The sequence below is a fragment of the Pseudomonas sp. KH_024_B2 genome, from assembly GCF_057839965.1.
On the sequence record NZ_CM174502.1, the window covers coordinates 356,700 to 380,198 of the forward strand.

Genomic DNA, 23,499 nt, shown 5'->3' on the forward strand with positions numbered 1-23,499 from the left:
GTGCCCAGGCGTTTGAAACAGTGTGCCAGCCCCTCGCGCCACTGGCTATCGGCGCACGACCAGATACAAGCCGACGGCAACCATGATTCCGGCCGGCCAATGCCCCAACTCATTCAACGGACCACCGGCAGCGAGTATCGTACCGCCGGCCAGATGTGCGGTGCCGAGCAGGCGCAGGAACAGGTCGTCCTTGCGCTTGTGCCACTGTCGCGGCGGATCGGCATGGGGTTGCGACATGCGTTCCAGCAGATCGCGGGTCATGTTGGCCAGGCGCGGCAGTTGCTCGACCTGACCCTGCAGGTTGCCCAGCAGGGTTTTCGGGCTGACCCGATCGCGCATCCAGCGTTCGAGGAACGGCTGGGCGGTATTCCACAGGTCCAGATCCGGGTACAGCTGACGGCCCAGGCCTTCGATGTTCAGCAAGGTTTTCTGCAAAAGCACCAGCTGCGGTTGCACTTCCATGTTGAAGCGCCGTGCGGTCTGGAACAGACGCATCAGCACCTGACCGAAGGAAATGTCTTTCAATGGTTTTTCGAAAATCGGTTCGCAAACGGTACGGATCGCCGCTTCGAATTCATTGAGTTTGGTTTCCGCCGGCACCCAGCCCGAATCGATGTGCAGTTGGGCGACGCGGCGATAGTCGCGCTTGAAGAAGGCGAACAGGTTGCGCGCCAGATAGTCCTGGTCTTGCGGGGTCAGGCTGCCGACGATGCCGCAGTCGATGGCAATGTACTGCGGACTCCACGGCTGCACGGTGCTGACGAAGATGTTGCCGGGGTGCATGTCGGCGTGGAAGAAACTGTCGCGGAACACCTGGGTGAAGAAGATCTCCACGCCGCGTTCGGCGAGCATTTTCATATCGGTGCGCTGGTCGGCCAGGGTTGCCAGGTCGGTGACCTGAACACCGTAGATGCGCTCCATCACCAAGACTTTCGGCCGGCACCAGTCCCAGTAGACCTGCGGCACGTAAAGCAACGGTGAGTCTTCGAAGTTACGTCTCAACTGGCTGGCGTTAGCCGCCTCGCGCAACAGGTCGAGTTCGTCGAAGATGGTTTTTTCGTAGTCCTGGACCACCTCCATCGGGTGCAGCAGGCGGGCGTCGGCGGAGAGTTTCTCGGCGGCGCGGGCGAGGATGAACAGCCAGGCCAGGTCCTGGGCGATGATTGGCTTGAGGCCCGGGCGTATGACCTTGACCACCACTTCTTCACCGCTTTTCAGCTGCGCGGCGTGAACCTGGGCCACCGAGGCCGAGGCCAGCGGTTCGAAGTCGAAACGGCTGAAGACTTCGCTGATTTTCTTGCCGAGCTGGCTTTCAATCAGATCCACTGCCACTTGAGAGTCGAACGGCGGTACGCGGTCTTGCAACAGCATCAGCTCGTCGGCGATGTCTTCGGGCAACAGATCGCGGCGAGTGGAAAGAATCTGCCCGAACTTGATGAAAATCGGCCCTAGATCCTGCAACGCCAGGCGCAGGCGGGCACCGCGGGTAAGCGCCAGTGTCTTGCGCGGAAACCAGCGCCACGGCAAGGCATGGCGCAGCGCCAGGAGAAACCAGGGCAGCGGCAGAGCGAACAACAAGTCATCGAGGCGGTAGCGGATTACGACGCGCTGGATGCGCAACAAACGGCGGACGGCAAGCAGCTTCATGCGTTATCGCTTGAATCAAGGGATCGGGAAAGACGCTCGAAACGCGCCTCAAGACGTTCCAGATCGAGCTTGATCTGGTCTAGTTCGCTAAAGCGGGCTTCGGCTTCGCGTTGGCCTACCAGGGCGCGCGACTCTTCGCTGAGGTACTCGGCAAGGTTCTGGTTCAGGCTGGCGAAACCTTGCTGATACCAGCGTGCGCGACTGCGCAAATAGTCGCCGATCAGCGGAGTGGCGACCGGGCCAAGCCAGCGTGAAAGCTCGTACTCCCAGTCCAGCTCGAGGTCTTGCAGGATTGCCGCGAGTTCCAGCAGTACGGCGCTGTCACCTTCGAGTTCGACTTCAGGGGCGTGAAGAATCGAGGTCTTGTCCTTGCTCAGCGCCAGGTTCAGCAAGCTCGACGCCGGAGCGCGCAAGGTGCAATCGGCATCGGCGGCCCAATGGGCGGCGAGCATCAGGCCTTCATCGCTGGGCATGATGAACAGTTGCAACGCCGGGCTGCGGCAATCGACAGCAATCACCTTGCCGTTCAGATGCGCCAGGCGCGGCAAGGCCGTGCTGTCGAGACGCAGCACGCGGTTCAGACCGTGTTCGACGCCGGCGAGCAGGCCGCTGAGCAACATCAGGGTTTGATGCCGCGATGCAAGGCGACGATGCCGGCGGTCATGTTGTGATAGGTCACTCGGTCGAAACCGGCCTCGACCATCATCGACTTCAGGGTTTCCTGGTTCGGGTGCATGCGGATCGACTCGGCCAGGTAGCGGTAGCTTTCCGAATCATTGGTGATCAGCTTGCCCATCAGTGGCATGAAGGCGAACGAATAGGCGTCGTAGGCTTTGGACATCAACGCATTGGTTGGCTTGGAGAACTCCAGCACCAACAGACGCCCGCCGGGCTTGAGTACGCGCAGCATGGAACGCAGGGCGTCTTCCTTGTGCGTCACGTTGCGCAGGCCGAAGGCGATGGTCACGCAGTCGAAATGGTTGTCCGGGAACGGCAGTTTTTCGGCGTCGGCCTGGACGAACTCGACGTTGCCGGCCACACCCAGATCCAGCAAACGATCGCGACCGACCTTGAGCATGGATTCGTTGATGTCAGCCAATACCACCTGACCGGTCGGGCCCACCAGGTGCGAGAACTTTCTGGTCAGATCGCCGGTACCGCCAGCGATGTCCAGCACACGATTGCCGGTGCGTACGCCGGACAGCTCGATCGCGAAACGCTTCCACAGCCGGTGCATGCCGCCCGACAGCAGGTCGTTCATCAGGTCGTACTTGGCGGCCACCGAGTGGAAAACCTCAGCGACTTTTTCCGCCTTTTGGCTTTCCGGAACGTTTTTGAAGCCGAAGTGAGTGGTGGGTTCGGCATCGCTGCCTTTGCGCTGATCAGTCATATCGCTGTCACCAAAAGAGATTGCGGGACATTCTAATCCCGGTGACGGTCTTTGTCTTGGCAAGGCTGAATGTAAGATAGGCAACCGCCAGGACGTTTTGACGCAGCAACGGTCAAGATGCTTCAGGAAGTATTCATAAAGCAGGAGTCATTCGATGGCCCGTATTAGTGTTGAGCGTGCCCACGGCCTGGGTAAGGAAGCGGCCCGCGAGAAGGCCGACAAGTTGGCGCAGAAACTGTCCGATCAATATGGCCTGGAGCCGCAGTGGTCCGGCGACACCCTGAACCTCAAACGCTCCGGTGTGAAAGGGGCGGTGCATGTGGGCGAGGACTCGATCAGGGTCGATGTCGAACTGGGCCTGTTGATGTCCGCCATGAGCGGCACCATCAAATCGGAAATCGAAAGGGCGCTGGATAAAGCCTTGGCGTGACCCGATCCAATTGTGGAATGCGATCCCTGTGGGAGCGAGCCTGCTCGCGAAAGCGGTCTTTCAGTCGACATCAATGTTGAATGTGCCTGCCTCTTCGCGAGCAGGTCGAATCGTCGCACCGTCGCTCCCACATTTGTTTGTGGTGTGCCCAAAGGTTTGTGTCAGTTGTTAGGGTGCCGTTTCTAATTTTTCTCACTACTTTGTGCCTGAGCCCTCATTCCAGCGGGCAGTTCCTCAAACCTTTTGCGCGTGAGGTGCACCATGGCCAAAGTTAGTCTGAAGAAAAAAGTCGACGTTCAGCCAACTACTCTGAGCGAAGTGAAAGTGTATGCCCGCAAGATCTGGCTGGCTGGCCTGGGTGCCTACGCCAAGGTCGGTCACGAAGGTAGCGAGTATTTTCAAGAGTTGGTAAAGACTGGTCAAACTGTTGAAAAGAAAGGCAAAAAAGTTGTGACTGAACAGCTTGAAGCCGCCAACAGTCAGATTGATAACGTCAAGAGCGACGTCACCAGTTTCAAAGGCAAAGTCGAAGTGCAGCTCGATAAAGTCGAGAAGGCTTTTGACACGCGTGTCGCAAGTACCTTGAATCGCTTCGGCATTGCGTCTAAACATGATGTTGAGACACTCTCTGCCAAGCTCGATGGGCTGACGGCATTGCTCGAACGCGTCGCGCGTAAATCTTAAGGAGAACGGGATGGCTGGTAAAAAGACTACTGAAAAAGAAGGCAGCTCCTGGATTGGGAAAGTCGAAGACTACTCCCGCAAAATCTGGCTGGCTGGTTTAGGCGTGTACTCGAAGATCGACACTGACGGCAGCAAGCTGTTCGAGACTCTGGTCAAAGATGGCGAGAAAGCCGAGAAGCTCACCAAAAGCGCTGTCGGTAAAACAGTCGATGCCGCCAAGGACTCCGCCAGTTCGGCCAAATCCCGCGTCGGTGATGTCAAAGACCGTGCGCTGGGCAAATGGGGCGAGCTGGAAGAGGCTTTCGACAAGCGTCTGAACAGTGCCATTTCGCGTCTGGGCGTGCCTAGCCGCAATGAAGTGAAGGCGCTGCACAGCAAGGTCGATACTCTGACCAAGCAGATCGAACGCCTGACCGGTGCTTCGGTCAAGCCAGTCGCTGCCAAAACCGCTACGGCCAAACCAGCAGCAAAAACTGCAGCCAAACCACTGGTAAAAGCGGCGGCGAAACCTGCAGCCAAACCTGCCGCCAAAACCGCCGCAGCTAAACCAGCAGTCAAGGCAGCAGCTAAACCTGCCGCTGCGAAGAAGCCGGTTGCCAAGAAGCCAGCTGCGCCAAAAGCTGCCGCACCCAAGCCAGCAGTTGCCGCAAAACCCGTAGTCCCGGTCAGCACAGGTAACTCCGCTGCTGCACCGACTCCTGCGGTCACCCCGACTGTTGCGCCGGCTTCACCGACGCCTACCAGTCAGTCCTGATTTTTTCGGGACTCACAAAAACGCCCGGCCTGCAAAGGTCGGGCGTTTTTGTTTTTGACGGAAAATTTCCCGGTGCCTGATCGGGCCTCTTCGCGGGCAAGCTCGCTCCCACAGGTACAGCGCCGCTCTTGTGGGAGCGGGCTTGCCCGCGAAAGCTATTTGTCAGACACAAAAACTCTTTCGCCCTACCCAATTATCTCAATCATGCTCATCCAGATACCGCAACGCCATTTGCTCGGTCGCCAGTTTCACGGGTGGCAGCAAGTGCGGCGCTACCAGCATCATGATCTGGTACACCACCACTCGTACTTCTCCCTCGCGATCGAGAATCCGTTGATAGTCGAGTGAAAACAGCAGCGTCATGGTGATCTGCTCGACCAGTTGCCCCAGCGCCTGAGTCTCGCTGACCAGCAGCCCCTGCGCCTTCAAGCGTGCCAGCAACGAAGCCAGGGTACGCTTCAAGGCATTGAGCAGGTTGCGAATACCTTTGGCCAGTTTCGGCAAGCGTCCGGCCAGGTTGGACAGGTCCTGGAACAGAAAGCGATAGTGCGCCAGACGTTCGACGATCAGGTGCAGGAACAACCAGTAATCTTCAGCGTCCAGTTGTGCGTCCGCCGGCGGGTCGAGCAGCGGCACCAGTTCGGTCTGGAAGCGCTCGAACAAACCGAGGATCAGCGGCTCTTTGCCATGAAAATGGTAGTAGAGGTTGCCTGGGCTGATGCCCATCTCATTGGCAACTTCCATGGTGGAGACATTGGGTTCGCCCTTTTGGTTGAACAATTGCAGGGCACATTCGAGGATCCGGTCGCGGGTTTTCATCCAGTCTTCTTGGTTATTGAGTCATGCCACGGCCAATAGCCCGACCGTGGCGTAGAGAAGATTCAGCGCACGCGCACGTAGGTACCTGGCGCCGCCTCCATCGGTGGATAGTTCTGGTTGCCGAGGGTCATCAGGGTTTCCCGCTGGGCGCCGGAGCGCTCCTGAATCCAGCTCAGCCACTGTGGCCACCAGCTGCCTTCAACGTGAGTGCCGTCGTAGTACCAGGCGCGTGGATCGCCACTGAGCTTGGGATTCTCGATGTAGTTGGCCTTGGGGTTGCCCGGCGGGTTGAGGATGCTCTGGATGTGCCCGCTGTTGGACAGTATGAAGCGCCGTTCGCCACCCAGCAGCAAGGTCGAGTGGTAAACGGCGTCCCACGGAGTGATGTGGTCGTTGATACCGGCCACGCTGAAGCTGTCCACATTGACCTTCTGAAGGTCGATGGGCGTGCCGCACACTTCCAGTCCACCGGCGTGGCTCATGGGGTTGTGCTTGAAGATGTCCAGCAGGTCGCCATGCAATGCCGCTGGCAGGCGCGTGTTGTCGTTGTTCCAGTACAGGATATCGAAGGCCGGCGGCTCCTTGCCCAGCAGGTAGTTGTTGACCCAGTAGTTCCAGATCAGGTCATTGGGGCGCATCCAGGCGAAGACTTTCGCCATCTCGCGCCCGTCGAGTACACCTCGTTGATAGGAATGGCGCTTGGCTGCTTCCAGCGTCTGTTCGTCGGCGAACAGCGTGGCCGGGCTGTCCATCTGACTATCCAGCAAGCTGACCAGGTAGCTGGCGCTGGAGACCCGCCGCAGTTGCCGCTTGGCCTGCAGATGGCCTTGCAGGGCGGCGATGGTCAGGCCCCCGGCGCAGGCGCCCATCAGATTGACGTCACGCGCGCCGGTGATCGCGCGGCTAACATTCAGTGCTTCCTCCAGCGCCTCCACATAACTGGACAGGCCCCATTCGCGATGACGAACATCCGGGTTGCGCCAGCTGATCACGAACACTTGCAGGCCATTTTTCAGCGCGTACTGGACGAAGCTGTTGCCTGGGCTGAGGTCGAAAATGTAGTACTTGTTGATCTGTGGCGGCACGATCAGCAACGGCTTGGCGTACTGCTTTTCGCTCATCGGCTTGTATTGAATCAGCTCAAGCATTTCATTGCGAAACACCACCGAACCTGCGGTGGTTGCCACGGTCTTGCCGATCTCGAAGGCGTGTTTGTTGACCTGGCTGGGCAGTCCGTTGTTGTGCATCAGGTCATCGATTAGATGGCTGAGACCACGAACCACGCTGCTACCGCCAGAGTTGAACAGCTCCTTGATAGCCAGCGGGTTGAGCAGGGTATTGGAAGGGGCCACGGCATCATTGAGCAGGGCGAAGACGAAGTTCGCGCGGGCGCGGTCATCCAGGCTCATGTCGCTTTCATCGATCCATTTTTTCACCTGCTTCTGCCAGCTCAGGTAGGCCTGCAGGCTGCGACGATAAAACGGATTCAGTTTCCAGGTCGGGTCGGCAAAGCGGTTGTCCTGCGGGTTCGGCGTGTGCAGGGTTTCGCCCAGCAACACCCGGCCCAGCTGACCGCCCAGGGCCAGAGCATGGCGGGCGCTGTGCACCGGGTGACGCAGACCGTGGGCGGCCACGCTGCGCAAGGTCGAGAATAGATCCCGGCCGCGCAGACCGGTAATCGCATTCTGGGCATTGATGAATGCGGCGGGGGTGGGCAAAGAGCCCGTCGCGGGTTTGTCTCGCATGAGTCAACACTCCTTCGTCAAGCCATTACATATCAATCCAAGACTGACACCATAGTCGCTCCAGACCATTCTTGCGCAGGCGATTATCCGGTCTCTATGGTCTGCCAGGCGGCGTCGGGTGCGGATGCATCACTGCCCGCTGGCGCTCCTCTTCGAGAAACTTCATGACGATCGGTGCGACGGCTTCGGCCCGGGTAATCAGGAACAAATGACCATCGTCGATTATGTGTAGCTGGGTGTTGGGAATCCGCCAGGCCAGCATGCGCATATTGATCAGCGGGATCAGCGGATCGTCGTCACCGGCCAGTATCAGGGTCGGTTGATTGATCTTGTGCAGCCAGTGAATGCTGGTCCAGCCCAGACCCGCGAACAGCTGCCAGTAGTAACCCAGCTTGCCGCCCGAACGCACCTTGCTGGCGTGTTCTGCGGCCAGGTTGGGGTCGCGACGGAAGGATCCGCCATAGATCAGCGGCGCAATGCGAATCACATGGGACGGCTGGATGTAACGCCGTGGGCTTGCCATCATCCACAACACTTTCGGCTTGCCCGGCACCATAAAGGCGCCTGCGGCGGTGGCTGCCAGAACCAGCTTCTTGCAGCGCTCCGGGTAATCGTAAGCAAACTGCTGGGCCAGTGCGCCACCCCAGGACACGCCCACGACATTGACTTGGCCATAGTCCAGGTAGTCGAGCATGCGCGCGGTCAGTTTGGCCAGGCCGGGAAAGCGATAAGGCCTGTTGGGCGTCGACGAGCCGCCAACACCGGGAACGTCGAAGGCAATCACCTCCAGGTCCGGGTCAAGCGCCTGGACGAACGGAAACACCAGCTCCAGGTTGGCGCCGATGCCATTGAAGATTAGCAAGGGCGTCATATGAGACTTGCCGGGGCGTACCGCGGTGCGGATGGTTTGGCCATCCAGGTCGACAGTACGGAAAATGAACGGTTGCGGCATCTCGGAAGCCCTGTGGGTTAAACCGTCGGGCACGCCGTCCTGAGCGTGCTCCAGATTACTCGAGGCCTGGCCTCGGCTGTATGGGTAGGGCTCACGGCACCTCCGAGCGCCGCGGACTTCTCGACTGCCTACAACTTAACGCTCATGGACATAGGTGCCCGGCGCGGCTTCTCCGGACGGATGGGCCTTGTTGCCCAGAATGGTCGGGGATTTTTTCAGTTTGCCCGAGCGCTCGGCTTGCCAGGCCTGCCAGTGCAGCCACCAGGAATCGGTGTGTTTGGTTGAGTTTTCTTGCCATTCGTTGGCGGTTGCCGGCATGTCGATGCTGGTCATGTAACGTGATTTCGGATTGCCCGGCGGGTTCAGAATGCTCTGGATATGCCCGCTGCTGGACAGCACGAATTCGACCTTGCCGCCGAACAGCTGCGCCGACTTGTAGCAAGACTTCCAGGGTGTGATGTGGTCGTTGGTACCGGCCAGTGAGTAGATGTCGGCAGTGACCTGTTTAAGGTCGATCGGCGTGCCGCTCACTTCCAGTGCGTCGGCGCGGATCAGTGGATTATTTTTGAACATTTCGATCAGGTCGCCATGGAACGCAGCTGGCAACCGGGTGGTGTCGTTGTTCCAGAACAGAATGTCGAAGACGGGTGGTTCGTTACCCAGCAGGTAGTTGTTGACCCAGTAGTTCCAGATCAGATCGTTGGGGCGCATCCAGGCGAAGACTTTGGCCATGTCGCGGCCTTCCAGCACGCCGGCCTGATACGAGTGGCGCTTGGCGGCTTCCAGGGTCTGCTCGTCGACGAACAGCGCAACCTGGGAATCGAGGGTAGTGTCGAGCACACTGACCAGAAGCGTCAGGGCATTGACCTTCTTCTCGCCGAGGGCGGCGTAGTGACCCAGCAGCGCGGTGCAGGTAATGCCGCCGGAGCAGGCGCCGAGCATGTTGATGTCTTTGCTGCCGGTAATGGCGGCAACCACGTCGACGGCTTCTTTCAGCGCGTCGATGTAAGTCGACAGACCCCACTCACGCTGCTCCTTGGTCGGGTTGCGCCAGCTGACGATAAAGGTCTGCTGGTGGTTGCGCAGGCAGAAGCGCGCCAGGCTTTTGTCCGGGCTCAGGTCGAACACATAGAACTTGTTGATCTGTGGCGGGACTACCAGCAGCGGGCGCTCATGCACCTGTTCGGTGATAGGCCGGTACTGGATCAGTTCGAGTACGTCGTTGCGGAAAACCACTGCACCTTCAGTCGTCCCCAGACTCTTGCCGACTTCGAAGGCGCCCATGTTCACCTGGCTCGGCATACCGCCGTTGTGTACCAGGTCCTTGGCCAGATGCGAGAGGCCGTCGAGCAGACTTTTGCCGCCGGTCTCGAAGAAGCGTTTGACCGCCGCCGGGTTGGCCGCACTGTTGGTCGGAGCCATGGCTTCGGTCATCAGGTTGATCACGAAGTGAGCGCGGTGGATGTCCTGTTCGGGCAGGTTGCTGTCGCCGATCCAGTCGTGAAGCTCCTTGCGCCACGCCAGATAGGTTTGCAGATAGCGTTTGTAGAGCGGGTTCTGACTCCAGGCCGGGTCGTTGAAGCGACGGTCATCGCTTTCCGGGTGCAGCGTCGATTTGCCGAACAACACGTTCTTCAGCTCAACACCAAAATGTGCGACGTGCTTGACGCTGTGAATGGGTTGTTTGATGGCCTGGGTCAGGACCATTCGAGCCGAAGTCAGCAGATCTTTTCCACGCAAACCGACGACGGGGTTCAGCCCCAGGGTGTTTTCCGAAGCTTGAAGTTTCAGGTCATCGTTACTCTTATTACTCATCTACGACGCTCCATTGTCCTGAGACGAGTACCGGGACCCACTGTGAAGTCACACAGCAACGCCAGGTACTACTGCTCGGGTGACCGTTAATTGCGCATGGCTGCTTTTTATTGCACAGAGCACTGCAGGGAACTTGCCAGTTCCATTGGTTACCCGAGTTTAATTTTTTTCGCAAGCGTGCCAATCGTCGGCCAGCGCAGCGGAGCATTCAAACAGATGAAATTAGAAAATGCCCTCTAAAGAGCGAGAGGCTTGATTTAGAGCATCAGCTTGACGATGGATTCGCTCGGGTCGCGGGACTTTCCGGCCGCCTTGAGCTCTGCAAGATAATCCGCCCAAAGTGCGTCCTGGCGTTGCGCCAGTTGGTACAGATATTCCCAGGTGAACAGGCCGCTGTCGTGGCCGTCGTCGAAGGTCAATTTCAGTGCGTACTGACCAGCCGGTTCGACCTTGTTCAGGCCTACGCCGATCTTGCCAAACTGCAGGATAGGTTTGCCATGGCCCTGGACTTCGGCGGAAGGAGAGTGCACGCGAAGGAATTCGGCGGGCAGCTGATACACCTCATCCGGCGCGTATTTCAGCGTCAGGGTTTTCGAGGCTTTGTGCAGTTCGATGGCGATGGGGAGTTTGGTCATGACCTGTAGTCCGTCTCGTGTGGGACCTTGTGGGAGCGAGCTTGCTCGCGATGAGGCCATAACATTCAACAGTGTCGTTGAAGGTCATACCGCTATCGCGAGCAAGCTCGCTCCCACAGGTCCGCTACCACTGTAAGTATTGCTTACAGGATATAACGAGAGAGGTCTTCGTTCTGCGCCAATTCGCCGAGGTGGCTGTTGACGTAGTCGGCGTCGATCAGGATCGCTTTGCCATCATGGGCGCTGGCCAGATCACCGGCACTGAACGACACCTCTTCAAGCAGGCGCTCGAGCAAGGTGTGCAGACGACGGGCGCCGATGTTCTCGGTCTTTTCGTTGACCTGCCAGGCGATCTCGGCCACGCGTTTGATGCCGTCGGGCAAGAACTCGATGACCAGGCCTTCGGTCTTCAACAGCTCACGGTATTGCTCGGTGAGCGACGCTTGGGGCTCGCTGAGGATGCGTTCGAAGTCTTCAGGGGTCAGCGCCTTGAGTTCGACGCGGATTGGCAGACGGCCTTGCAGCTCAGGCACCAGGTCACTCGGCTTGCTCAGGTGGAACGCGCCGGAAGCGATGAACAGGATATGGTCGGTCTTGACCATGCCCAGCTTGGTGTTGACCGTGCAGCCTTCGATCAGCGGCAGCAGGTCGCGCTGTACGCCTTCACGGGACACGTCGATGCCACCGGAATTGCCGCGCTTGGCGACCTTGTCGATTTCGTCGATGAACACGATGCCGTGTTGCTCGACCGCTTCCAGGGCCTTGGCTTTCAGTTCTTCTTCATTGACCAGGCGACCGGCTTCTTCGTCGCGTACCAGTTTCAGCGCTTCCTTGACCTTGAGCTTGCGATTCTTGCGCTTGCCCTTGCCCATGTTGGCGAACAGGTTCTGCAGCTGGTTGGTCATCTCCTCCATGCCTGGTGGCGCAGAGATGTCGACACCGACCGACTCGGCGACTTCGATTTCAATCTCTTTGTCATCCAGCTGGCCTTCGCGCAGGCGCTTGCGGAACAGTTGGCGGGTGTTGGAATCATGACTCGGCGCGGCGTCTTCGTTGAAGCCCATGCGTGCCGGAGGTAGCAGTGCATCGAGGATGCGGTCTTCGGCAGCGTCTTCGGCGCGAAAACGAACCTTGGTCATTTCCTGTTCGCGCAGCAGCTTGATCGCTGCATCGGCCAGATCACGAATGATCGACTCGACGTCGCGGCCGACATAGCCGACTTCGGTGAATTTGGTCGCTTCGACCTTGATGAACGGAGCGTTGACCAGTTTGGCCAGGCGCCGGGCGATTTCGGTTTTACCGACGCCGGTCGGGCCGATCATCAGAATGTTCTTGGGCGTCACTTCGGCGCGCAGCTCTTCGGGCAGCTGCATCCGGCGCCAGCGGTTACGCAGCGCGATGGCGACGGCGCGTTTGGCATCGTCCTGGCCGATGATATGGCGATTGAGTTCGTGGACGATTTCGCGGGGAGTCATGGACATAATAATTTGCGGTCCTCAAGCAAGAATGAAAGCCGTGGCGCTAGGCCTGCACAGGCTTACTCGGCGAGGTCCTGCTCCTCAATGGTGAAGGTGTGGTTGGTGAACACGCAGATGTCACCGGCGATGCCGAGCGCGGTTTCGACGATTTCGCGAGCTGACAGATCGGTTTTTTTCAGCAGGGCGCTGGCTGCGGCCTGAGCGTAACCGCCACCGGAACCCATGGCGATCAGACCTTCTTCGGGCTCAACCACGTCACCGTTACCGGTGATGATCAAGGATGCGTCTTTGTTGGCGACTGCCAGCATGGCTTCCAGGCGGCTGAGGGAGCGATCGGTGCGCCATTCTTTGGCGAGCTCTACGGCTGCGCGAACCAAATGACCTTGATGCTTCTCGAGCTGGCCTTCGAAGCGCTCGAACAGAGTGAAGGCGTCAGCGGTAGCCCCGGCAAAGCCGGCGATGACTTGACCGTGATACAGGCGGCGAACTTTTTTCGCGTTGCCTTTCATCACGGTATTGCCGAGAGAAACCTGGCCGTCGCCGCCCATGACGACTTTGCCATGGCGGCGAACTGAAACGATGGTGGTCAAGGGAGAGTCTCCACGCAGCGGGGCGAAAATGCCCTGATGGAAACTCATATGGGGGTGGTGGGGCGTATTTCAACCGTGGGAGAGGCCGGGGGACGAGCGGTGTTTGCTGCTCAACCTGTGGTCAGGGCAGCACCTGTGGCGAGGGAGCTTGCTCCCGCTGGAGTGCGCAGCGCTCCCAAAACAGGTAACCGCAGCACGTTAGATGAACCGCATTGGCCGGGTTTACGACTGCTGCGCAGCCGAGCGGGAGCAAGCTCCCTCGCCACAGGGTTTAGCGTTAGCGGCTTTGGCGTTGTTGTAACAACAGATTGCTGAAACCGCTGCCGGCCAATTGTTTCTGTGCCGTGGTCAGCTGTTCACGATTGCTGAACGGCCCGACCAGCACCCGATACCAGGTTTCATCTTTCACCGTCCCGGACTCAACGGAAACCGCCTGCCCGAGCAGGATGATCTGCGCGCGAACCTTGTCGGCATCCGCCTCTTTGCGGAACGAGCCGGCCTGGAGGAAGAACCTGGTCACCGGCGCTGCTTTCGAGACGGGCGGTGCTGGCGGCGGGGTAATGCCGGCGAGTGCCGCCTGGGCCCTTGCAGTGTCGATCTTCGCTGCTTCGGCCGGAGTCACCGGGGTCACGGGCACCGGCTGCGGAGTCGGCAGGGTTTTTTCCGGCACGGCATCCGGCGGCACGATGACCTCGGATTCCGGCAGCAGGGTGTAGAAGTCGTATTTCGGCTTCACCGGTTGCTGTGGGCTCGGAGGCGTCTTGTTGGCTTCGGCAATCCTGGTGGCTTTCTGCTGCTCTTGCTTGACCCGCTTGACGTCATCGCCCTGGCCCGGTTCGAGCTTCATCAAAAAGACGATGAAAGCGCCCACGGTGAGACCGATGGCCATCCATAGCCAGCCCGGGATCGGTTGTTTTGCAGGAGCTTGATAACGGCTGGCGCCACGCTTGGGTGCAGGTTTTTTCTTGGCCGCCAACTTACATGCGCTCCAGAGTTTCCAGACCCAGCAATTCCAGGCCTTGCTTGAGTGTGCGGCCGGTCAATGCCGCGAGACGCAAGCGGCTCTGCATCTGTGCCGGCGTTTCTGCAGTGAGGATCGGGCAGTTCTCGTAGAAGCTGGAGAACAGACCGGCAACGTCGTACAGGTAGGTGCAGAGAATATGCGGCGTGCCCTTGTCGCTGACGTTGTTCAGCACTTCGCCGAATTGCGCCAGTTTGGCCGCCAGTTCATGTTCGTGCAGCGCCTGGAGCACGATTTGCCCTTCCACTTCGCTGAAGTCCTTGCCCAGTTTGCGGAACACCCCGGCCACACGGGTGTAGGCGTACAGCAGGTAAGGCGCGGTGTTGCCTTCGAAGTTGAGCATCAGGTCGAAGTTGAAGCTGTAGTCGCTGGTGCGATGCTTGGACAGGTCGGCGTACTTCACCGCGCCAATGCCCACGACCTTGGCGATATTGCGCAGATCGGCTTCGGCAAGTTCCGGGTTCTTTTCCTTCACCAGCGTGTAGGCGCGCTCTTCGGCTTCGATCAGCAAGTCGATCAGCTTCACGGTGCCGCCGTCACGGGTCTTGAACGGACGGCCGTCGGCGCCGTTCATGGTGCCGAAGCCCATGTGCTCCATTTCCATCGGATGGGTCACGAAGCCGGCGCGGCGCGCCACTTCGAACACTTGCTGGAAGTGCAGGGCCTGGCGCTGGTCGACGAAGTACAGCGCGCGATCGGCTTTCAGTACGCCGCTGCGGTAGCGCACGGCTGCCAGGTCGGTGGTGGCGTAGAGGTAACCGCCGTCAGCCTTGACCACGATAACCGGCAGCGGGTCGCCATCGGCATTTTTGAATTCTTCGAGGAATACGCACTGGGCGCCGTTGCTTTCGACCAGCAGGCCTTTGCCCTTGAGGTCGCTGACGACATTGGCCAGATCGTCGTTGTAGGCGCTTTCACCCATGACGTCGGCCGGGGTCAGTTTGACGTTCAGCAGTTCGTAGATTTTCTGGCAGTGGGACAGCGAGATGTCCTTGAACTTCGTCCACAGCGCCAGGCAATCAGGATCACCGGCCTGCAGCTTCACCACCAGGCCACGGGCGCGATCGGCGAACTCTGCGGATTCGTCGAAGCGTTGCTTGGCGGCGCGGTAGAAGTTTTCCAGATCCGACAGCTCGTCGCTGGTGATCGGATTTTCCTGCAAATAAGCCATCAGCATGCCGAACTGGGTGCCCCAGTCGCCGACATGGTTCTGACGGATCACGGTATCGCCGAGAAACTCGAGAACCCGTGCCACGCCATCGCCGATGATGGTCGAGCGCAGGTGGCCGACGTGCATCTCTTTGGCCAGATTCGGCGCCGACAGATCGACCACTGTGCGCTGTGCCGGGCCGGCTTTGCGTACGCCGATGTGGTCGTCGGCCAGCGCCGCGTCCAGGCGGGTCGCCAGGGCTTGAGTGTTCTGGAAAAAGTTCAGGAAGCCAGGGCCGGCGATTTCGGCTTTGGAGACGTTCTCGTCAGCCGGCAGGGCGGCGATGATTTTTTCTGCCAGATCGCGCGGCTTCATGCCCGCAGGCTTGGCCAGCATCATGGCGATGTTGCTGGCGAAGTCGCCGTGCGTCTTGTCGCGGGAATTCTCCACCTGGATCGCCGGCGTCAGGCCTTCAGGCAACACACCTTCGTTGACGAGTTGGGTGATGGCTTGCTGGATCAGCTGGCGAATGGTGTCTTTCATGGTCTTCTCTTTCGACCGCAGGCGCGGCGGCGCTTCGATGCGCTGGTGGAAAAACTGGGCATTATCCGTTGCGAAGACGGGCTTGCCAACTATAGCGGGCAGGTTATGGATATGTGGTGACTATTCTGACGCCTTCGCGGGCAAGCCCGCTCCCACAGGATATAGGGAACCCTGTGGGAGTGGGCTTGCCCACGAAAGCGATATACCAATCAATACAGATCCACCGGATCAACATCCAGCGACCAACGGACCTGCCGCCCACTGGGCATTTGCTCCAGCGCCAGCAGCCAACTGCTCAGCAATCGATGCAGCGGTGCCCGGGCGCTGGCTTGCAGCAAAAGTTGCGCGCGGTAACGGCCGGCACGGCGCTCCATGGGCGCCGGCACCGGGCCGAGCAGCTCGATGCCGGTCAGATTCTGCTCGCCCAGCAAACGCTCGGCTTCGCTGCAGGCCTCATCGAGAAAGCCTTCGGCTTGCCCCGGTTTGTGCGCTTCCGCCCGTAACAGTGCCAAGTGCGCGAAAGGCGGCAGGCCGGCGGCCCGGCGTTCGCTCAAGGCTTGCTCGGCAAAGGCGAAATAGCCTTGTTCGGCCAGCTGCACCAGCAGCGGATGATCGGCCAAGTGGGTCTGGATGATCACTTTGCCGGGTTCTTCGGCGCGCCCCGCACGCCCGGCGACCTGGACGATCAACTGCGCCATGCGCTCGCTGGCGCGGAAGTCGCCGGAAAACAGCCCGCCATCGGCGTCCAGAATAGACACCAGGGTCACCCGCGGGAAATGGTGCCCTTTGGCGAGCATTTGCGTCCCCACCAGAATGCACGGCTGACCTTTCTGGATGGTGGAGAACAGCTGATTCATCGCGTCCTTGCGCGAGGTGCTGTCGCGGTCGACTCGTAGCACCGGGTAATCCGGAAAGAGAATCCCCAGTCGCTCTTCGGCTCGCTCAGTACCCGCGCCAACGGGACGCAAATCAACTTTGCCGCATTGTGGGCAGTGGCGGGGTACGCGCTCGACATAGCCGCAGTGATGGCAACGTAGTTCGCCGGAGCGCTGATGTACCGTCATCCGCGCATCGCAGCGATTGCATTCGGACATCCAGCCGCAGTCGTGGCACAGCAGCGTCGGCGCGAAGCCGCGGCGGTTGAGAAACACCAGTACTTGCTGCCCGGCCGCGAGGGTCTGGCCGATGGCTTGCTGCATCGGCCCGGAAATGCCGCTGTCCAGCGGGCGGCTTTTAACGTCCAGGCGCAGGAAACGTGGCTGCTGCGCGCCGCCGGCCCGTTGGTTCAAGCGCAGCAGGCCGTAACGACCGGTGTAGGCGTTGTGCAGGCTTTCCAGCGAAGGCGTAGCCGAGCCGAGCACGATCGGGATGTTTTCCTGGCGCGCGCGCACCAGGGCCAGATCGCGGGCGTGATAGCGCAGGCCTTCTTGCTGTTTATAGGAGCCGTCGTGTTCTTCATCGATGATGATCAGGCCGGGGTTCTTCATCGGTGTGAACAGTGCCGAGCGCGTGCCGATAATAATATCGGCGTCGCCATCTCGGGCTGCGAGCCACGCCTCCAGCCGTTCGCGGTCGTTGACTGCCGAGTGCACCAGCGCGATGCGGGCGTTGAAGCGTTGTTCGAAGCGCGCCAGGGTTTGCGGGCCGAGGTTGATCTCGGGAATCAGCACCAATGCCTGCTTGCCAGCCTCGAGGGTTTCACGGATCAACTGCAAATAGACTTCGGTCTTGCCGCTGCCAGTGACCCCGGCCAGCAGGAACGCATGGAAACTGTCGAAGCCTGCGCGAATCGCTTCATAGGCGGCGCGCTGCTCCGGGTTGAGCGGCAGCTCCGGTTGCGCCAGCCAGTGTTCATGGCGTTCGCCGGGCGCATGCTTGCGGATTTCCACCTGCACCAGGTCTTTGGCCAGCAACAGGTCGAGGCTGTCCTTGCTCAGCATCAGTTTGCCGAGCAACTGATGGGCCACGCCGTGGGGATGCTGCGCCAGTGTTGCCAAGGCTTCGCGCTGGCGTGGCGCCCGGCTGATGCGCGGATCGTCGAGGCGTGCGCCCGGAGTGATCGACCAGAAGCGTTCCTGACGAGCTTCAGCCAGTTCGCCCTGGCGCAACAATACGGGCAGCGCCCAGCTCAGGGTGTCGCCCAGGCTGTGCTGGTAATACTGGGAAGTCCACAGGCACAGCTTGAACAGCGCCGGAGGCAAGGGCGGTGTGGCGTCGAGCAGTGCCAGCGCCGGTTTGAGCTTTTCCGCCGGGACTTCGCTGTGGTCGGTGATCTCCACCAGAATGCCGATCATCTCGCGACGACCGAACGGCACGCGCAGGCGCATGCCCGGATGCAGATGAGCACGCAGAACACCCGCGGGGGCGCGGTAGTCGAACAGGCGGCGCAGCGGCGAGGGCAAAGCGAGGCGCAGAATGGCGTCGGGCACGCGGGGATTTCTCGGTAAGCGGGCGGTGAAGAAGGCCCGGAGCCTAGCAGACGGCTGGTTTAAGGGACAGCTTGCGCGATTGCAAAGGTCTGGTAGAATCCGCGGCCTAATTACGTGCGGTATTCAACAATAGTGTTGGGTGGCGGCACGCTAGCCTGAGGAATACACCATGAAAACCGATATCCATCCAGAATACCCGGCAATTGCCGTAACTTGCAGCTGCGGCAACAAGTTCGAAACTCGTTCGACCTATGCCAAGCCACTGGCGATCGACGTTTGCAACGAATGCCACCCGTTCTACACCGGTAAGCAGAAGACTCTGGATACTGGCGGCCGTGTACAGCGTTTCGCAGACCGTTTCGGTGCTTTTGGCAAGACCAAAGCTCCTGCAGCTGCAGAGTAAGGTTGAAGGGCCCGATGGGCTTTTCTTTGCTGATGAAAAAGGCGTCCCTCGCGGGCGCCTTTTTTGTGTCTGCGATTTGGCTTTCCGGTGCCCAAGCCTTCTGCCCGGTGCCGAGCGGGCTGACGTCGGTCGCGGTGCAGCGGGTGGTGGATGGCGACACCTTGCGCCTCAGCGATGGCCGCAGTGTGCGTATGATCGGTTTGAATACGCCGGAGCTGGGCAAACAGGGCCGTTCCGACGAGCCGTTCGCCGTGGCGGCGCGCAAACGCCTGGAAACCCTGGTGGCCGCCAGCGACGGGCGGGTCGGTTTGCTGCCGGGTAAAGAAAGCAAGGACCATTACGGCCGGACTCTGGCCCATGTCTACGGCGTTGATGGTGCCAATTTCGAAGCTCAGATGCTTGCAGAAGGCCTCGGTTTTCAGGTGGTGGTGGCACCGAACGTCGATTTGGTCGGCTGCCAGCAAGCGGCGGAACGCAGTGCACGTCAGGCCGGCCTCGGGTTGTGGCGCCAATTACCTGTACTGAAAGCGGAGCAGATCAGCGCATCCGGTTTCGCCATGCTCAGTGGTCGTGTGAGCAAGGTTCAGCGCAATCGCGGCGGGGTTTGGATCGAGTTGCAGGATTCGGTTGTATTGCGGGTTGCACCCGATATGCTGGATCAATTCGATGTCACGTCGCTTGAAAAGCTCAAAGGCAAGCAGATCGAGGCTCGTGGCTGGGTGGTGGATCGTTCGCGCCGCGGCGGGCTGAAACCCGGGCAGGCACGCTGGCTCTTGCTGCTGACCGATCCGGCGATGTTGCAGACGGCACCGTAATAAAAAATTGTAGACATTTTTTCTATTGATTGTGAACAGTCTATCCCTTCAGTTTCGTGGCTCTTGGCCCAAAGTCTTAGGGTAGGGCCCTTGACACCAGTGACCGGTCAGTCTTGTAGGGACTTTGCGACACGAGTATCCTCGGCGGTCCGTCAGTCCCACAGTAAAAAGCGGAATGCCCATATGTCTGATTTGAAAACTGCCGCTCTCGAATATCATGCCCATCCTCGTCCAGGGAAGCTGAGCGTCGAGCTCACCAAAGCCACCGCTACCGCCCGCGACCTGTCGCTGGCCTACAGCCCCGGTGTAGCCGAACCAGTCCGCGAAATCGCCCGCGACCCTGAACTCGCTTACAAGTACACCGGCAAGGGCAATCTGGTTGCAGTCATTTCCGATGGCACCGCGATTCTCGGCCTGGGTAACCTCGGCCCATTGGCGTCCAAGCCAGTGATGGAAGGTAAGGGCGTGCTGTTCAAGCGCTTCGCCGGCATCGACGTGTTCGACATCGAAGTCGACTCCGAAAGCCCGCAAGCCTTCATCGACACCGTCAAGCGCATCTCCATCACCTTCGGTGGCATCAACCTGGAAGACATCAAGGCACCAGAGTGCTTTGAAATCGAACGCGCTCTGATCGAGCAGTGCGACATTCCGGTATTCCACGATGACCAGCACGGCACCGCGATCGTTACTGCGGCCGGCATGATCAACGCCCTGGAAATCGCTGGCAAAACCCTGCCTGAGGCGAAGATCGTCTGCCTGGGCGCCGGTGCTGCCGCTATCTCCTGCATGAAATTGCTGGTGAGCATGGGCGCCAATATCGAAAACATCTTCATGGTTGACCGTACCGGCGTAATCCACTCTGGCCGTGATGACCTGAACCAGTACAAAGCGGTGTTCGCTCACGCTACCGACAAGCGCAGCTTGTCCGACGCGCTGAAGGGCGCTGACGTGTTCGTCGGCCTGTCCGGCCCAAACCTGCTGAGCGCAGAAAACCTGCTGCTGATGGCTGCCAACCCGATCGTCTTCGCTTGCTCGAACCCGGATCCGGAAATCTCTCCGGAACTGGCTCACGCTACCCGCAACGACGTGATCATGGCTACCGGCCGTTCGGACTACCCGAACCAGGTCAACAACGTACTGGGCTTCCCGTTCATCTTCCGTGGTGCTCTGGACGTTCGCGCCAAGCGCATCAACGAAGAAATGAAAGTGGCTGCCGCCAACGCCCTGCGCGAACTGGCCAAGCTGCCGGTGCCTCAGGAAGTGTGTGACGCCTACGGCGGCATCAAACTGGAATTCGGTCGTGAGTACATCATTCCGAAACCAATGGACGCACGTCTGATCACCGTGATCTCCGATGCCGTGGCCAAGGCCGCGATCGAGACCGGCGTTGCTACCCTGCCGTATCCGAAGAACTACCCGCTCAAAAGCGTGGATGACGTCTTCAACGGCTAAGCCGTAGTCGCGTCAAACAAAAAAGCCCCGGCTTGTGAGAGTCGGGGCTTTTTATTGCCTGTGGGTTTTTGTGTTGGCTGTCAGGCCCTCATCGCGAGCAAGCTCGCTCCCACATTGGAATGCATGTACCTCTGTGGGAGCGAGCTTGCTCGCGATGGCGGCATGACAGGCGAGCCTGATTTCAGCCAGTGCGCAATTCCAGGCGCAGCAAAAAGCCCCGCTCTTCTCTCGAAGGCGGGGCTTTTTAGTATCGTGGTGATCAGAACAAATCGATCGGCGCCGCTTCATCCGCTGGCAGCGGGCTGCCGGGTATATTGCCGGTACCCAGCTCGTTGACTGAAGGCGGGGTGTCTTCGCTCTTGAATAGCTCGAAGTAGGCGTTCGGCGTGCCTGGTGTAGCTGCGCGGCCACTGAGCGGATCGATCCGCAGGCTGAGGATGCCTTCCGGTTCGTTCTGGGTGTGGGGTGGTTTGTCCTTGAGGGCCGCGGCCATGTAACTCATCCAGATCGGCAGTGCGACGGTGCCGCCGAACTCGCGCCGACCAAGGCTTTCCGGCTGGTCGAAACCGGTCCAGACCGTAGTCACGTAATCGGCGTTGTAACCGGAGAACCAGGCATCCTTGGATTCGTTGGTGGTCCCGGTCTTGCCCGCCAGATCGGTGCGGCCCAGCGCCAGTGCGCGACGCCCTGTGCCGAGCTTGATCACGTCTTCCAGCATGCTGTTGAGGATGTAAGTGGTGCGGCCGTCGATGATGCGTTCAGCGACTGCTGGCGTTTGCATCGCAGTCTGCGCTGCGGGGGCTTCGCCAGGTGTCGGGTTGACCGTAAAGGTATTGGCTACCGGCGCTGCAATCGCGCTGCTGGCGGTGTCGCCGACCGGGACGCTGGGCGGGTTGGCGGTGAACAGGTTGTCACCGTTGCGGCTATCGATCTTGTCGATGATGTACGGGGTGATCTTGTAACCGCCATTGGCGAAGGTGGCCCAGCCGGTGGCGATTTCCATCGGGGTCAGGGTTGCTGTACCCAGTGCCAGGGACAAGTTGCGCGGCAGGTCCTGCTTGTTGAAGCCGAACTTGCTGATGTAATCGATGGTGCGGTCGACACCCAGCGCTTGCAGCAGGCGGATCGATACCAGGTTACGCGACTTGTACAAGGCTTCGCGCATACGGATCGGGCCGAGGAAGGTGTTGGTATCGTTCTTCGGACGCCAGACCTTGTCCAGGTACTCATCGACGAACACAATCGGCGCGTCATTCACCAGAGTGGCTGGGGTGTAACCATTGTCCAGCGCGGCGCTATAGATGAATGGCTTGAAGCTCGAACCCGGCTGCCGTTTGGCCTGCAGCGCGCGGTTGTAGTTGCTCTGCTCGAAAGCGAAGCCGCCAACCAGAGAGCGAATGGCACCATTGGTCGGATCGAGCGAGACCAATGCGCCTTGGGCGAGCGGGATCTGGCCGAACTTCAACGAGCTGTCCGGCTGACGTTGCACGCGGATCAGATCGCCGACCTGAGCAACTTCCGACGGCTGCTTCGGATTGGCGCCCATGCTGTTGGTGTTCAGGAACGGTCGGGCCCATTTCATGCTGTCCCAACTGACGTGTTCTTCGCCAGTGCGGGTCAGGACCTGCAAACCGTTCTTGTCGACCTGAGCGACGATGGCCGGTTCAAGTCCGTTGATTTGACGCTGCTTGGTCAGTTCCAGGGCCCAGGCTTCACGGGTCTTGCCCGGCAAGCGAGATTCCGGTCCGCGGTAGCCATGGCGCTGGTCGTAGGTGATCAGGCCTTCATGGACGGCGGTGTTGGCCATTTCCTGCAGATTGCTCGGCACCGTGGTGGTGACGCGGAAGCCTTCGGTGTAAGCGGCGCTACCATAACGGCCGACCATTTCGGCGCGAGCCATTTCAGCGACGTACGGTGCATTAACTTCTGGCGTCGGGACGTGGTAACTGGCATTGAGCGGCTCGGTCACGGCCGACTGATAGGCCGCTTGGTCGATTTTTCCGAGCTTGTACATGCGCCCCAGGATCCAGTCGCGCCGCTCCTTGCTGCGTGCCGGGTTGGCCAGGGGGTTGAAACGCGAAGGTGCTTTCGGCAGGCCGGCGATCATCGCCATCTGCGCGAGCGTGACATCGCGAATCGATTTGCCGTAATAAACCTGCGCTGCCGCCTCGATCCCGTAGGCGCGGTTGCCCAGGTAGATCTTGTTGACATAGAGCTCAAGGATTTCATCCTTGGTCAGCTGACGTTCAATCTGCAAGGCCAGGAGGATTTCCGTGGTCTTGCGCGAGAAGCTGCGTTCGCTGGTGAGGAAGAAGTTCTTCGCGACCTGCATGGTAATGGTGCTGCCGCCGGACTGAATGTGTCCGCTTTTTACCAATTGTGTGGCGGCACGCATCAGGCTGCTGGGGTCGACGCCATAGTGATTGGCAAAATTGTCGTCTTCAGCAGAAAGTAATGCATTGATGAAATTGGGGGGAATGTCGGCGAAACGGATCGGTGTGCGGCGCATTTCGCCAAATTCTGCGATCAACTTGTCGTCGCTGCTGTAGACCCGCAAAGGAATCTGCAGCTGAATGCTTCTTAGCGCCTCCACGGACGGCAACCCAGGGCTAAGATAAAGAAACGCACCGCTCAGGCCGAGGAGCAGTCCGCAGAAAACAGCAACGATGGACCACCCGAAAAATTTCAGCAGACGAATCAAGGCTTTTGAATTTCCAGAGAAGAGAATGAATTGGGCGTCAGGAGCT

Annotated in this window: 20 protein-coding genes; 6 read left to right on the plus strand and 14 right to left on the minus strand. The window is 59.6% G+C overall.

The genetic code is table 11. The features are described from left to right. Positions 1-45: 45 nt before the first annotated feature. Genes ubiB through ubiE form a run of 3 tightly spaced genes read right to left on the minus strand, consistent with a single transcriptional unit; the run spans position 46 to position 3,037 of the window. On the minus strand, positions 46-1,647 hold the full coding sequence (gene ubiB / locus AC3I0A_RS01750; RefSeq protein ID WP_489375929.1) for a ubiquinone biosynthesis regulatory protein kinase UbiB: 1,602 nt from the start codon (positions 1,645-1,647) through the stop codon (positions 46-48). Next, entirely contained in the window at positions 1,644-2,267 is a 624-nt protein-coding gene (locus tag AC3I0A_RS01755; RefSeq protein ID WP_489375931.1) for a ubiquinone biosynthesis accessory factor UbiJ, read from the minus strand. The genes ubiB and AC3I0A_RS01755 overlap by 4 nt, the downstream gene beginning before the upstream one ends. Continuing rightward, the gene (gene ubiE, locus AC3I0A_RS01760) at positions 2,267-3,037 is read right to left on the minus strand and encodes a bifunctional demethylmenaquinone methyltransferase/2-methoxy-6-polyprenyl-1,4-benzoquinol methylase UbiE (protein WP_007989286.1); all 771 of its coding nucleotides are present in this window, start codon (positions 3,035-3,037) and stop codon (positions 2,267-2,269) included. The genes AC3I0A_RS01755 and ubiE overlap by 1 nt, the downstream gene beginning before the upstream one ends. A 154-nt stretch (positions 3,038-3,191) precedes the next feature. On the opposite strand from ubiE, the gene AC3I0A_RS01765 reads away from it, so the two are divergent. The 3 genes from AC3I0A_RS01765 (at position 3,192) to AC3I0A_RS01775 (ending at position 4,905) form a co-directional block, all read left to right on the plus strand. Continuing rightward, positions 3,192-3,467, plus strand: coding sequence for a polyhydroxyalkanoic acid system family protein (locus AC3I0A_RS01765; protein ID WP_489375932.1), 276 nt, complete (start codon positions 3,192-3,194; stop codon positions 3,465-3,467). Positions 3,468-3,728: 261 nt separating this feature from the next. Continuing rightward, positions 3,729-4,151, plus strand: coding sequence for a phasin family protein (locus tag AC3I0A_RS01770; protein WP_489375933.1), 423 nt, complete (start codon positions 3,729-3,731; stop codon positions 4,149-4,151). 10 nt (positions 4,152-4,161) lie between these two features. Continuing rightward, on the plus strand, positions 4,162-4,905 hold the full coding sequence (locus AC3I0A_RS01775; protein ID WP_489375934.1) for a phasin family protein: 744 nt from the start codon (positions 4,162-4,164) through the stop codon (positions 4,903-4,905). Between the two features lie 198 nt (positions 4,906-5,103). On the opposite strand, the gene AC3I0A_RS01780 is transcribed toward AC3I0A_RS01775, so the two are convergent. From AC3I0A_RS01780 to AC3I0A_RS01825, 10 genes are all read right to left on the minus strand, one after another. Then, positions 5,104-5,724 (minus strand): TetR/AcrR family transcriptional regulator, encoded by a 621-nt coding sequence (locus AC3I0A_RS01780; protein ID WP_489375935.1) that lies wholly within the window; start codon positions 5,722-5,724, stop codon positions 5,104-5,106. Between the two features lie 62 nt (positions 5,725-5,786). Then, a complete protein-coding gene (phaC, locus tag AC3I0A_RS01785) occupies positions 5,787-7,469 on the minus strand; it encodes a class II poly(R)-hydroxyalkanoic acid synthase (RefSeq protein ID WP_489375936.1) in 1,683 nt (560 codons plus the stop codon). Between the two features lie 94 nt (positions 7,470-7,563). Next, positions 7,564-8,421, minus strand: a complete 858-nt coding sequence (gene phaZ / locus AC3I0A_RS01790; protein WP_489375937.1) for a poly(3-hydroxyalkanoate) depolymerase — start codon at positions 8,419-8,421, stop codon at positions 7,564-7,566. A gap of 135 nt (positions 8,422-8,556) precedes the next feature. Continuing rightward, positions 8,557-10,236: a class II poly(R)-hydroxyalkanoic acid synthase gene (gene phaC / locus AC3I0A_RS01795; protein ID WP_489375938.1), complete on the minus strand. Its 1,680-nt coding sequence runs from the start codon at positions 10,234-10,236 to the stop codon at positions 8,557-8,559. 257 nt (positions 10,237-10,493) lie between these two features. Next, positions 10,494-10,871: a gamma-butyrobetaine hydroxylase family protein gene (locus tag AC3I0A_RS01800; protein ID WP_489375939.1), complete on the minus strand. Its 378-nt coding sequence runs from the start codon at positions 10,869-10,871 to the stop codon at positions 10,494-10,496. A gap of 143 nt (positions 10,872-11,014) precedes the next feature. After that, positions 11,015-12,352: an ATP-dependent protease ATPase subunit HslU gene (gene hslU / locus AC3I0A_RS01805; RefSeq protein WP_489375940.1), complete on the minus strand. Its 1,338-nt coding sequence runs from the start codon at positions 12,350-12,352 to the stop codon at positions 11,015-11,017. Positions 12,353-12,408: 56 nt separating this feature from the next. After that, the gene (hslV, locus tag AC3I0A_RS01810; protein ID WP_007899242.1) at positions 12,409-12,939 is read right to left on the minus strand and encodes an ATP-dependent protease subunit HslV; all 531 of its coding nucleotides are present in this window, start codon (positions 12,937-12,939) and stop codon (positions 12,409-12,411) included. Between the two features lie 277 nt (positions 12,940-13,216). After that, positions 13,217-13,915 (minus strand): SPOR domain-containing protein, encoded by a 699-nt coding sequence (locus AC3I0A_RS01815; protein WP_489375941.1) that lies wholly within the window; start codon positions 13,913-13,915, stop codon positions 13,217-13,219. A gap of 1 nt (position 13,916) precedes the next feature. Then, the gene (gene argS, locus AC3I0A_RS01820; protein ID WP_489375942.1) at positions 13,917-15,653 is read right to left on the minus strand and encodes an arginine--tRNA ligase; all 1,737 of its coding nucleotides are present in this window, start codon (positions 15,651-15,653) and stop codon (positions 13,917-13,919) included. Between the two features lie 209 nt (positions 15,654-15,862). Further along, positions 15,863-18,082, minus strand: a complete 2,220-nt coding sequence (locus AC3I0A_RS01825; RefSeq protein WP_489375943.1) for a primosomal protein N' — start codon at positions 18,080-18,082, stop codon at positions 15,863-15,865. Between the two features lie 169 nt (positions 18,083-18,251). Here AC3I0A_RS01825 and rpmE point away from each other — a divergent pair, with 169 nt between their 5' ends. The 3 genes from rpmE to AC3I0A_RS01840 all read left to right on the plus strand — a co-directional run bounded on the left by rpmE (position 18,252) and on the right by AC3I0A_RS01840 (position 20,752). Continuing rightward, the gene (gene rpmE / locus AC3I0A_RS01830; RefSeq protein WP_489375944.1) at positions 18,252-18,485 is read left to right on the plus strand and encodes a 50S ribosomal protein L31; all 234 of its coding nucleotides are present in this window, start codon (positions 18,252-18,254) and stop codon (positions 18,483-18,485) included. A 14-nt stretch (positions 18,486-18,499) separates the two neighbouring features. Beyond that, positions 18,500-19,300: a thermonuclease family protein gene (locus AC3I0A_RS01835; protein WP_489375945.1), complete on the plus strand. Its 801-nt coding sequence runs from the start codon at positions 18,500-18,502 to the stop codon at positions 19,298-19,300. A 183-nt stretch (positions 19,301-19,483) separates the two neighbouring features. Continuing rightward, complete coding sequence (locus AC3I0A_RS01840) at positions 19,484-20,752, plus strand: malic enzyme-like NAD(P)-binding protein (protein WP_489375946.1); 1,269 nt, start codon at positions 19,484-19,486, stop codon at positions 20,750-20,752. A 259-nt stretch (positions 20,753-21,011) separates the two neighbouring features. Here AC3I0A_RS01840 and AC3I0A_RS01845 read toward each other — a convergent pair whose 3' ends face one another. Next, positions 21,012-23,450, minus strand: a complete 2,439-nt coding sequence (locus AC3I0A_RS01845) for a penicillin-binding protein 1A (protein WP_489378377.1) — start codon at positions 23,448-23,450, stop codon at positions 21,012-21,014. Between the last annotated feature and the right edge of the window lie 49 nt (positions 23,451-23,499).